The sequence below is a fragment of the Cryobacterium sp. CAN_C2 genome (assembly GCF_015751745.1).
Taxonomy (GTDB): domain Bacteria; phylum Actinomycetota; class Actinomycetes; order Actinomycetales; family Microbacteriaceae; genus Cryobacterium.
On sequence record NZ_JADOUX010000004.1, the window covers coordinates 161794 to 173784 of the forward strand.

Annotated in this window: 9 protein-coding genes; 3 read left to right on the forward strand and 6 right to left on the reverse strand. The window is 63.3% G+C overall.

The features are described from left to right. The first annotated feature begins 5 nt into the window (after positions 1-5). Complete coding sequence (locus IWX77_RS05310) at positions 6-2051, forward strand: amino acid adenylation domain-containing protein (protein WP_196843468.1); 2046 nt, start codon at positions 6-8, stop codon at positions 2049-2051. 87 nt (positions 2052-2138) lie between these two features. Continuing rightward, positions 2139-2897, forward strand: a complete 759-nt coding sequence (locus IWX77_RS05315; protein WP_196843469.1) for a 4'-phosphopantetheinyl transferase family protein — start codon at positions 2139-2141, stop codon at positions 2895-2897. On the opposite strand, the gene IWX77_RS05320 is transcribed toward IWX77_RS05315, so the two are convergent. Genes IWX77_RS05320 through IWX77_RS05330 form a run of 3 tightly spaced genes read right to left on the reverse strand, consistent with a single transcriptional unit; the run spans position 2894 to position 4388 of the window. Continuing rightward, the gene (locus tag IWX77_RS05320) at positions 2894-3733 is read right to left on the reverse strand and encodes a class I SAM-dependent methyltransferase (protein WP_196843470.1); all 840 of its coding nucleotides are present in this window, start codon (positions 3731-3733) and stop codon (positions 2894-2896) included. The genes IWX77_RS05315 and IWX77_RS05320 overlap by 4 nt on opposite strands. 51 nt (positions 3734-3784) lie before the next feature. Continuing rightward, on the reverse strand, positions 3785-4123 hold the full coding sequence (locus tag IWX77_RS05325; protein WP_196843550.1) for an EAL domain-containing protein: 339 nt from the start codon (positions 4121-4123) through the stop codon (positions 3785-3787). Further along, on the reverse strand, positions 4095-4388 hold the full coding sequence (locus IWX77_RS05330) for a hypothetical protein (protein WP_196843471.1): 294 nt from the start codon (positions 4386-4388) through the stop codon (positions 4095-4097). The genes IWX77_RS05325 and IWX77_RS05330 overlap by 29 nt, the downstream gene beginning before the upstream one ends. Before the next feature lie 362 nt (positions 4389-4750). On the opposite strand from IWX77_RS05330, the gene IWX77_RS05335 reads away from it, so the two are divergent. Continuing rightward, positions 4751-7144: a glycosyltransferase family 2 protein gene (locus IWX77_RS05335; protein ID WP_196843472.1), complete on the forward strand. Its 2394-nt coding sequence runs from the start codon at positions 4751-4753 to the stop codon at positions 7142-7144. 37 nt (positions 7145-7181) lie between these two features. Here the strand turns inward: IWX77_RS05335 and IWX77_RS05340 are convergent, their stop codons facing one another. The 3 genes from IWX77_RS05340 to IWX77_RS05350 form a co-directional block, all read right to left on the reverse strand. Beyond that, complete coding sequence (locus IWX77_RS05340) at positions 7182-10196, reverse strand: EAL domain-containing protein (protein ID WP_196843473.1); 3015 nt, start codon at positions 10194-10196, stop codon at positions 7182-7184. 83 nt (positions 10197-10279) lie between these two features. Then, entirely contained in the window at positions 10280-11131 is an 852-nt protein-coding gene (locus IWX77_RS05345) for a hypothetical protein (RefSeq protein ID WP_196843474.1), read from the reverse strand. After that, on the reverse strand, positions 11118-11990 hold the full coding sequence (locus IWX77_RS05350; RefSeq protein WP_196843475.1) for a PP2C family protein-serine/threonine phosphatase: 873 nt from the start codon (positions 11988-11990) through the stop codon (positions 11118-11120). The genes IWX77_RS05345 and IWX77_RS05350 overlap by 14 nt, the downstream gene beginning before the upstream one ends. Position 11991: the final 1 nt, after the last annotated feature.

Here is an 11991-nt window from a genome sequence, read left to right on the forward strand (position 1 = left end):
ATCGCTTGTTTGGCGACGTAAACGGCACGTACAATGTTGTAACAAATCACCTCGGAAAGATGTCAATCTGGCCGATAGCGCGCAAAAATGCTCCGGGATGGCGTGCCGATAACTTCTCGGGTTCCAAACAGGCTTGCCTCGAACACATCGATGTCGTGTGGCAGGACCTCCGTCCAAATAATGTCGGAACAACCCACAGTTCTCCGGCCCAGAAATCCGCTAGACCGGAGAGAGTGCAGTACCGGTCGGCGGTCGAGGGGGGCTCCCCAGAGGACCTCCCCTCGGTTCCGGAGATCTTTGCCACCATGGCTCGAAAGCAACCTCACAGCGTGGCCATCGTGGATGCACACGAAAGTTGGACATTCGAGCGCCTCCTGACCGAGGTGGAGACGATTGCTGTTGCTATAAAGACACGAGGACTACGCCAAAGCGCGCGAGTGGGGGTTCTTCTTTCACGGAGCAATTGGTTTGCGGCGGCGGCACTCGGGGTCATGAGAGCCGGCCACGTCATCGTTCCGCTCGACGGGACTGAGCCGGTGGCTAGACTGCAAACGATTGTGACGGAGGCCGACCTCGACCTCATTCTGGTCGACAGCACGACCGCGACACTCGGGGCTCGATTGGGCAATGCTATCCCGGTCGATAGTTTCGCTCGCGACCCGGTACTGGGCACATCTCAAACGTGGCCCAACCTCCGGGAGATGGCGTACATCGTTTTCACGTCAGGGTCCACAGGCACTCCCAAAGGAGTTGTGGTCTCGCATCTCGCGTTCGCAAATCTCGTGGCGTCGCATCAAGAACGGCATCACGCGCAGGCTCGAAAAATCGCCGGACGCAACCTTCGAATCGCCCACACGACCTCGGTCGCCTTCGACCTCTCGTGGGATGCATTTGCCTGGATGCTCTCGGGGCACACTGTTTACATGGTTCCCGATTCTGTTCGTCGGGACCTTCCGGCCCTCGTTGAGTACCTCATGGACTCACGCATTGACGTCATGGAGTGCACGCCCTCCCAGCTTGAGCAAATGCTGACGGCGGGCTATTTGGCGCCTGGTACTTACAGTCCCACGCTTATCGCTGTGGGCGGCGAGAGCGTGTCCCCGGACCTCTGGTCGTTTCTCCGCGATGCCGCGCCGACGGCGTACAACTTCTACGGCCCGACCGAATTCGCAGTCGATGCGCTCGTGAGTGAAATTGTCGGCTCTCGACCAGTAGTCGGATACCCGCAAGCAAACTGCCACGTACGAATCCTGGACCCAGACGGGTCAGTCGTTCCTGATGGGGCCCCAGGGGAGATCTACCTGGGTGGGCCTCAACTCGCGATCGGATATTTGAACGCCCCCGCGCTCACGGCTGAGCGCTTCGTTCCGGACGCATATTCCAAGGAACCCGGGTCGATCCTGTACAGGACTGGCGACCTGGGACGCCTCACGGACGATGGAGTGGAGTTTCTCGGAAGAGCTGACCGCCAGGTCAAGGTCCGAGGCCTGCGAATTGAATTAGGAGAGATCGAAAGCAACATTCGTGATGCCGATGGCGTGATAAACGCTGTTGTCCTTCCGATTTTGGTAGACGGACGGGTAAGTGGGCTCTCCGGTTTTGTCGTGCTGGAACCAGATACGACCATGGAGAGTGTCGAGGATTTTGTGGAGTCACATCTGCCCAACCACATGGTTCCGGCCACTATGACTGCAATTGTTCAGATCCCGCTCAGGTCATCGGGCAAAGTGGATGAGGCCGCCCTGAGGGAGCTGGAGACAGCAGCAGAGCTCAAGAAACTCGGAAACCGGCCGGAGGGAGATCTGGAAACGACCGTTGCCGCACTCTGGAGTGAAGTGTTGGGTCATCGGGTTAACAACAGGCAGGACAATTTCTTCTGTGTAGGCGGGCATTCGCTCAGCGCCGTCCAGCTCATGGCGCGTGTGAATGCAGTGTTTCACACTTCACTTTCTCTCAGCTTGATGTTCGAGACTCCGACAATTCACGCGCTGAGCCTCGCCATCGAACGCGAAAAACCCAAGGCTCCACCGCCCCGGACTTTACCGCTCTGAATGAGGCCGATTGGCGGTTAATGAAACTGCCGCACTCGGTCGTGATTACGGTCGTGGAGGAGATGAGAAGCATGAGTACACGCGGCCATGCTTGATTTCTGCGACGTTTTCTGGGCGTCGTCACGGTTCAACGAAGTGTTCTTGGGAGCGCTCTCAGCCGATGAACTCGACCGGCGGCGCAGTTTTCGATTTTCACAGGACGCCGATGTATTTTCCGCGAGCCGTATTCTCCTCAGACTCGTTCTCGCAGATCGGATTGGCCAGACGCCGGCAGATCTGAAGTTCACACGCGACTGTCTTTTTTGCCCAAGACCGCACGGCAAACCGCGCCTCAACCTGCCGAATGCGCAAGTCCACTTCAATGTTTCCCATTCAGCGGGTGTCGTCGTCGTAGCGGTCGCGTCTGTGGAGGTCGGCGTTGACATTGAAGCCATACCCACGCATCCACTCGATGCATTCGAGGGGATGGCCGTGCATCCCATGGAGCTGTCACATTTCGATCAGACCGAAATGGTGGATCAGCCCCAAGAACAAATGCGCCTCTGGACGAGAAAGGAAGCAACCCTCAAGGCCGCCGGAGTCGGACTTGTCGTCTCCCCACGAGACATCTCGGTTGGCGCCTCAGGGTCGGCACCAGAACGCGTCCAGTGGGACGGTCTTCACAAGCCCGCACTTCCTATTTGGGTGAGCGACATTGACTTTCTCCGAAACTACGCCTGTAGTATCGCCACGATGTCAGAATCCCCACACTCGGTGCGATTGGTCGACGCCCAGGGGCTACTCACCCTAAGCCGCCTCGCGCGGACCGGAGGGAATCCGGACCCGCGCGAGGAAGTCGTCGGCTAGGGCAGCTTCACTGCTTCCACCATGATGTGGTACCCCAAGTGGTTGAAGGGCGGCACGTCTGAAAGTGCACTCTCAAAGCGGCCGACAAAGGCGGATACAACGGGATCGGCCAAGATCTCGTCTGCGAGCCAGGCGGAGACGGGTGAGTTCCCGCGCAACTGTGTCACCACGAGCCCCGATGCTGCGCACAGGGCAGAAATGTCGCTCGGGCTGAAGCTGTACCAAGATGCCTCGAGGTCTTGCCCATCATTCGTCTCCGTGAACTTGAGTTTCTTTGTGTCCACGTCTGTGATGTCAACGGCAGCGAACCGATCAGCGCGAAAGAAGCGCTCAATAACACTGTTCTTTACCGAAATGAGAAGTCGGCCGCCGGGACGAAGTACTCGACTCGCCTCCTGGAAGACCTGCTGGCGATCCTCAAGGGGAATATGCATCAGCGCCAGCATGCTGGTCACAATGTCGAAACTGTCATCATCGAACGGCATGGAGACCATGTCACCCTCGCGCAGATCAGCTGACAGCCCCTTTGCTTTGAGCTTTGACGCGGCGACCCGCAGCATCGAACCGCTCATGTCCAGACCGGACACAATTGCACCCAGCTCGGCCATCGGTACTGTAAATCGGCCGGTGCCACAGCCAATATCCAAGACGTCCTGACCTGGAGTCACTTTACTGAGAAGAAAGTCACGTTCTGCCGCAGTGAAGTTGTCGTCCGATGGACCCGATCCCGGAATGCGATCGTCGTACTCGGATGCCAACTTCTCGTAGACGGCGTGAATATTAAGCTTTTCTTCCTCGGCTGTCTCCCCGCGCACCACGTTGATGTTGATCGTCATCGGTCCCACTGTCTCCCACACGGGTGACCCATTTGATCCCCCCACCAAACTCTACTGGCAGTTCGTTCGAGTTGCGCAGATGAGACCCGACCGGGTCGGTCCCACTGAACGTGGCCACTGAACCGGGCCAACAGGAACCTCGAGAGGACGCCTCGTCAAGGCTCGACCAGCGGCGTGTCGGTGCGTGAGGGTAACGCGGGGGACCGCGCTCTGGGCTGGCTTCGAGAAGAGATAGCCCTGGCCGTAGCGACAGCCCATCTCGCTCAGTAGGTCACGCTGACCGGTCGTTTCGATGCCCTCTGCGACGACGTCGAGGTTGAGGGAGTCGGCCAGGCGCAGGATGCCATCGACGATCGCCCGGTCATGGTCCGAACGCTCGAGGTCGCGAATGGCGGCCGTTGTCGACCGCGATCGGTATCACTTCGTGGCGCTTGCAGACGGCCACGGGAACGAGGGCCACGGCCAGGCGGTCAACCGGGTAGTCGACGAGTTCAACAAAGGGCAGGTTGGCCTGCTGGGCCCGAGCCTTGGCGAATTGCACCTCGGTGATGACGCCCTTGGCGACGAGCGCACGCACGGCGCTCTCGTCAGCGGGATCGCCGGCCATGAGGGGGTCAAGCTCCTCGATCGGCAGAAGGCCGTGCAGGATGAGCATCTCGGTGAGGCTTGCCAGCAATCCTCTCGAACAGGCTCAGTAATAAGTAACGCATAACTCTATCTGTGGGCGGGGAGTCTGGCCAGACCCACAATAAGGGGGTGATGGTTGGAGAACAGGCCCTGTGTCAGTGACTCTACCGGCGGGCTCGGCCCTTTCCAGACGGTGGAAGCCGGGGCCACGCCGCGGCGGGGTGCGCTTGGTCGAGCGTTACCGGGCCGCGTCATCGGCGCAAAGCGAGCCTCGGTGCGTGCTCGACCACCTATCGCCGCCAGATCCCCGCATTTTCAGGCTAATTCATTTGGCGAAGTGCCGTTTATTGCTGCTAGTTTCATCCATAGGAGCGACCGGGGGAAATTCGAATGACGCTGGAGAATTGGCAGTGGATGCTTGTCTATCCGGCGGTCGTCCTGGCCCTGATGGAAACGCTGTGGATCGTCTCCAGGAAGCGGCCCGGCTTCGGCCACAGGACCGCGATCGTGATCAGCCTCCTCGTACGAGTCATCTACCTGATCTGGCGGGTGCTCTTCACCATTCCAACGGATGCGTTGTGGAACACGGTCACCGGCGTGGCCCTGCTGGCCGTTGAGGTCATCGGTTTTGCCCAATCGGTGACCGTCTATGCGACCCTGTGGCGGCCTTACGTTGGTCGCAGCGTTCCTCTGCCACCGGTTGACGAACTCGCCAGTATCGACGTGTTCATCGCCACCTACAACGAGCCCGTGTCGATGCTGCGCATGACGATCGCCGGCGCGGTGGGCATGCGCTACCCGAGTGATGCCGTGCGCATCTACGTCTGCGACGACGGTGGGCGTGACGACGTGCGCAGGCTGGCCGAGCAATTCGGAGTCACCCACCTCGTCAGGGCGGACCACGCACACGCCAAGGCCGGCAACCTGAACAACGCACTCGGCCTGAGCAACGGCGAGCTCATCGTGACCCTGGACGCAGATATGGTGCCGCGTCCGGACTTCTTGGAACGCACCGTGGGCCGCTTCCAGGACGAGAATCTGGGCTTCGTACAGTCGCCGCAGGCCTTCTACAACGAGGATCCGTTCCAGTACAACCTCTTCTCCGGTAAGGCGCTGCCGAACGAGCAGGACTTCTTCATGCGCACCCTCCAGGCCGGCAAGTCACGATTCAATGCCGTCATGTATGTCGGGAGCAATACAGTGTTCCGGCGGTCGGCGCTGGAGAGCGTCGGAGGATTCGCGGTCGGCGTGATCACGGAAGACCTTGCGACCGGCATGCTCGTGCAGGCGGCGCACTACCGAACTGAGTTCGTGCCGGAGATCATCGCGGCGGGTCTCGCCCCGGAGAATCTCGCCGACATGCTCAAGCAGCGCGACCGGTGGTGCCGCGGGAACATCCAGACGGCTCGCAAGTGGAACCCGCTGACGCTGCCCGGTCTCACTCCGATGCAGCGGTGGTTGTATTCCGATGCGGTCGTCTACTGGTACTTCGGCGTATTCAAGCTGATCTACATTCTGGCACCCCTGCTCTTCCTGCTGTTCGGGGTTACCGCACTGGATACGAGCGTGCAGGCCCTGCTCGTGTTCTGGCTCCCGTCTTACCTCTGCGTGATTATGTGTTTCGTGATCGTCGTGGGCCGGCGACGGAGTCATTCGTGGAGCAACATTTACGAGTTGGCGCTTGCCCCGGCGATCGCATTCTCAGCCGCGGCCGAAACGCTGGGCCTGAAAGTCAAGGCCTTCAACGTCACCCCGAAGGGGGTTGGGCTGCCGCGTCAGGTTTTCCACTGGCGGATCGCTCTCCCCCACCTGGTGTTGCTCACTCTCTCGGCTGCCGGCCTGCTCAACGCTCTTCTTTTCTCCCCGCAGCTCACCGGCACCAGCGCCTTCTACATCAATGTCTTCTGGTGCCTGTATTTCGTCGTGGGGCTGGTGCTCGCGGTCGCACTCTGCGTTGAGCGTCCGCGTTTGCGCTCGGCGGAGCGCACGCGGATGGAGACGACCGTGACCGCCGACTTCCAGCAGTTCGGCGCTCACCCGGGGGAACTCGTCGATCTCAGCCTGACCGGCGCACGCGTATCCGTTCCCTGGTCCGATCGGCTGGACCCGGGCGATTTTGCCTCGCAGACCTCGACGGTCACCGCACTGGAGATACCCGATGTCGGACCGGTGCGCGGAGCGGGAAGCTGGATCACCACTACGGCGCGCGGCGTAGACATCGGGTATCGTTTTGATCCGCTGACACCGGAGCAGACGGTAGACCTGGTTCGGGCCATCACCCAATCGCCCAACTGGGTTCGGGGAGACGAGGAAGAGAAAGCGCACCTCATTGCAGCCGGTTGGCGAGCGGTACGCGGTGCGTCACGACCCCCGTCGCCCTGGCGGCGTTCCCAGGTGCGGATTGCCAGCGTCGGCCAAGCGATCCTGCACCCCATTGCCGCTGTGGAACGCGAACCCGCTCTCCAGCGGGTGCGGGAACGCGAGGTTGAACGTGCCATCGGCGCCCTGCCGGGGGCGTTTCCGGGCGGCGGCGCGGTGCAGGTCACCGACCAGCCGCTGACGGCGGACTTCACCACGCACACCGCCATGGTCGAGGACATCGGTTTCGGCGGCTGTCGGCTCACCCTTCGCCACCGCCTGCAGCCGAGATCGCTCGTCATTGTCGAGATCCCGGGACATCTCACCCTGCCCGAGGTGGCCGAGGTGCGCTGGGTCAAACGCCGCGGGCTGCGCTACGAGGCCGGGCTGCAATTTAATCGTTCCGCCTTGTCGGCCCCGGGCTAACCGCACGCGATCGGCGGCGCTGCCGGTGTGGCTCCGTTCAGCCGAAGTTCACGTTGGGGGATGCTGACGGTCCGGGCTTCGAGAAGAGATAGCCCTGGCCGTAGCGACAGCCCATCTCGGTCAGTAGGTCTCGCTGCCCGCTCGTTTCGATGCCCTCTGCGACGACGTCGAGGTTGAGGGAGTCGGCGAGGCGCAGGATGCCATCGACGATCGCCCGGTCATGGTCCGAACGCTCGAGGTCGCGGATGAAGGTGAGATCGATCTTGAGCAGGTCAACGGTGAACGCCCTCAGATGGGTGAAGGAGGAGTAGCCGGTGCCGAAGTCGTCGATAGCCAGGCGCACCCCGAGGGAGCGCAGTTCCTGGAAGGTGCGGGCGGCGGAGTCGATCGCATCGAGCACGGCACTCTCGGTGAGTTCCAGCCACAGCTGGTCCGGCGGAAGGCCGCTCGCGCTGAGGGCGCGTTTCACCACGGCCCCGAAGTCGTCCTGCACGAACTGCCGTGGCGACACGTTCACGCTGACCGCCATGCGGCCGTCCAGGGCCACGGCAGCCCGACAGGCCTGGCCGAGCACCGTGGTGCCGATCCCCTTGATCAGGCCGACCTCCTCGGCGATCGCGATGAACTCCCCCGGAAAGACAAGGCCCCGTTCCGGGCGTCTCCAACGGGCGAGCGCCTCGGTTGCGACCACGGTGCGCTGTTGCAGGTCGACGATCGGCTGGAACCAGGTCTCGATCTCGCCCAGTTGCACCGCGTCTCGCAGAGCCAGCTCGGTGTCGAGCCTGCGCTCGATCCGACCCCGCAGGTCGTCGTCGAACACCTCGTAGCGCGCCCGGCCGCGGCCCTTCGCCAAGTACATGGCCTGGTCCGCATTGCGCAGGAGCAGCTCCGCATCGTCGTGGCCGAGCCCGAAGGCGATGCCGATGCTCGCGTCGACCGATGCGATCTGGTCGCCGACCAGAATCGGCCGGGCGATCGCCGCCTGAATCGAATCGGCAATCCGGTGCACTTCCGTGTTACCAACGATATCCGGACAGATCACGACGAACTCGTCGCCCCCGATGCGGGACACCGTGTCGCCAGACCGAATGTTTTGGAGCAAACGAATGCCGACCTCGGTCAGCACCGTGTCCCCGGCGTGATGCCCGAGGCTGTCGTTGACGAACTTGAAGCGGTCGAGGTCGATGAACAGTACCGCCACGCCGCGTCCCTGGCGCGACGCCTGAAGGAGCGCCTGCTTCAGCCGGTCGAGGAGGAGGAGACGGTTGGGCAGGTTCGTCAGCGGGTCGTGGAAGGCCAGGTGCTCCACCCGCGCTTCGGCCAGGCGCCGGGCGGTGATGTCCTCCAGTTGGTAGAGCAGTCCCCCGGCCTGCTCCCCCTCGATGATCTCGGCGATACTGACCTTGACCCAGGTTTCCTGGGTGCCGCCGTGTCGCATCCGGCGGTCCATGCGCTGGCGGGTGGACGGTCCATCGTGCCCCGTGCCCTCCGCCTGCTTGTCGTCGCCGTTTTCTGCGGGCATGAAGATCGTCTCGATGTGCTCGTCGACCATCGAGGTGTTGTGCCCCGCCAGATCCAAGAGCCGTCTGTTGGCTGCCACCACCTGGCCGTCGAGCGTCACGATCGCCGTTCCCAGCGGGGATGAGGCGAAGGCGGCCTCGAACCGGGCGGCGGCCGCCGCCGCCGCATCCTCGGCCACGCGCAACGCGGTCACGTCGGTGACGCTGGCGAGGTGCCCGATCACACCCTTCGCGTCCAGCATCGGAGCGGTGCTCACCTTTACCCAGTTCACCTGCCCGGTTGGAGTGCGGAAACGCAACGTGGTCTCATAGGCCGTTCCGGCGGTCGCGCTCTGCTCCCATTCGCGGAGCACCCGCTCGGAATCGTCGGGGTGGATGGCGGCGGCCCAGCCGTCGCGCAGCGACTCGTTCTTGGTGAAGCCGCTGAGGGCCAGCCACTGGTCATTGGCGGAGACGAGGCCCCCCGCGGCATCCAGCTGCACGATGCCCACCGGTGCGATCTTGATCAACGTGTGCAGCGTGTCGGCCGTTTCTGCCAGCTGTCGGGTGCGACTGTCGACGGTCGCCTCGAGCGTGTGATTGGCCTCGGCCAGAGCCCGGGTTCCCGCATCCCGCTGACGATCGAGCTCGCGCAACCTGCGTGCCGCGATCCAGGTCAGTCCAACCCCCAGGACCGTCATGGCCGCGATCAGTATGGCGACACCGAACACCGCGTCGTACCAGCCCAGGCGCCTGCCAAAGATATCGAGCCAGCCCAGCACGAACGGGCCAAGGAACAGGGTGGGAATGACCGGGCGCAGAAGCTGCCCGGCACTGCCCTGGTCGCGGAGGACGGCGATCAGCCCCGAGGAAGGACGCTGCAGCAGGATCGACACCGACGACACGGCCAGTCCCAGCGCCGTGGGCAGCGCCATGCTCGTGAATCCTCCGACGGTGTACAGCGAGGAGACGCCGTAGGCGTAGCCCAGGACCGCGATCAGGCTGATGGTGAGGGCACCCAGGGCAAGACCGAGCATCCAGGCCGGCCGGGCAAGCCGGCTGGTGACGACGGATGCCCCGAGCATGGTAACAGACACAGCCGTGGCCGGCGCCATCCGGGGAGGGTGACCGGCAAAGTCGATTCCCGGAAGCAGTTCATCGACACCGAGGGGCAACCCGAGAACGTACTCGGTGAGGGTGAGGGCCCCGATGACCGCGACAGCAAGACCCAGGACCAGCGTCACGCGGCGGCGATCAAACACCAGCACTGCAACGGACAACAGTATGAATGCCGCCCCGGTCATGGGCTTCAGAAGCGACAGGCTTGAAATAATCGAGGGTAGGGTGTCGATTCCAACGTACCAACCGGTGATCACGATGACGCCCAGGACGCCGATCAGTGCCGCACCGACGCGACTGGCCAAGCGCACCATATTCCTCTGCTCCCGATTAGCAGGAGCGCCGGTCGTCATGACCAGACTACCGGGCCGCCGGGCGTGCGGGGTGGCCGGGTTGGCGGCTTCCCGATCGAGGGGAGATGTGACATCTGTCAAGAGAATAAAGCTCCTGGATATTTGGTGCTGGCGGAAGGGTGACATATGTGGCGTGGCGCGCGCGGCGGCCGGCCGCACGGCACTCACCAGGTGAGAACGGTGAAGACGACGAACACGGCTGCGGCGAGCACCACCAGGACGGTGCTCGAGATGATCGCGACCAGGGTGAATCGGCGGCGACGACGGGCTGTTGCCGCCGCACGCTCTCGAATCTCGGTGGCAGCGTCGGCCAGACGGATGCGGGCCGGATCGGACTGCACGTCGGGCACGGGCACGGGCGCTGACGCCTTCGGCTCTACGACCGCCGGTATCAGCCGTGCAGAGTAGCGCACACTCGCGCCGCTCTGCACCTGCGGCGGCTCATACCGGCGTTGCAGCGCATCGACGACGGGAGGGTGCGCTGGAGCGGCCGCCCGTCGACTGCTCAGGAGCGTATCGTCGGCCTTGCTGCGCTGCGAGGACCGCACGGTGGCCTCATCGGTCGGGTCGGAGCCTGCCGGTGCGTTGTCAGAATCTGGTTCCGAGTGCACTGCAGGGCGGTTTCCCAGCTGCCGTCGTGCCCCAATTCGGGTGTTGTCATCAGCGGTGCGCGCAACGATGCGGGTGCGTTCATCACTGTCGCGGTGCTCGCTGCGCGTGTCATCGTCGTCGGGCAGCTCGGGCACGTGGGACAGCTCGGGCACTTGGGGCAGCTCGGGCACTTGGGGCAGCTCGGGCACTTGGGGCAGCTCGGGCAGCTCGAGCCCGTCGGTCTCCCCGATCTCACCGGGCAGCTCGAGCCTGTTGCTGGCGGTCAGCGCCGGAGCTGCGGCGGCGTGGCGCGGCGCGTGCCGGCGAATAATACGGGTTACCTCGTCATCGGGTACATCGTCAAACTCGTCGGCCCCGCCGTGCCCTCGCTCCGGGACCACCTGCGCCGGGTCAGTCGGCTGCATTGCGGGCCACTCGTTGCACCGGTCGAGTATCTTCGGTGCGGGTGTCAATGGTGTCGGACTGGTCGTCGTCGTCGTCGTCGATCGCACCGCCGTGCCAGGAGCTGAATCCGCCGGCAATGACATCGATCACGATCACCGAGATATTGTCGCGGCCACCGTGTTCGAGGGCGCCGGCGAGCAGCAGGTCGGCCGTCTGCTGGGTCGTGCCACCGAGGGTCAGGGCGGCCTTGATGCTCTCGTCGGAGAGTTCTCCGCTGAGTCCGTCGGAGCACACGAGCAGGCGTTCGCCGGTCACGACCGGGCGCAGCCAGTAGTCCGCGCTGCTGTTGTCGGCACCCATGGCCCGGGTGATGACGTTTTTGCGGGCGAAGGTGGCGACATCCTCTTTGAGCAAAGTGCCGTCGTCGATGAGTTCCTGAGCGAGGGAATGGTCGACGGTGAGCTGGTGAAATTCGCCTTCGTGCAGGCGGTAGACGCGGGAGTCACCCACGTTCACGATGAGCCATTGCGGGGAATCTTCGTGATCGATGAGAACGAGTCCGGTCAGGGTGCTGCCGGCACCGCGCCCGGTCGAATTCGACACTGTGCGCACCATCATGTGGGCGCGCTCGACCGCAGACACCACGTCACCGGCCGGCACGCCGGTACGGCCGACGCAGGTCTGAAATTCGGCGATCACGGCGGCGCTGGCCCGGTGGCCGGCTTCGAGCCCACCCATGCCGTCGGCGACGATGAACACCGGCGACGCCGCCAGCAGGGAGTCTTCGTTCTCCTTCCGCTTGCGGCCGATATCGGTGCGCGAGCCGCACCGCAGCGACACCCCTGGGCTGGTCGCCCGCTGGTCGACGGGGCAGGTCATG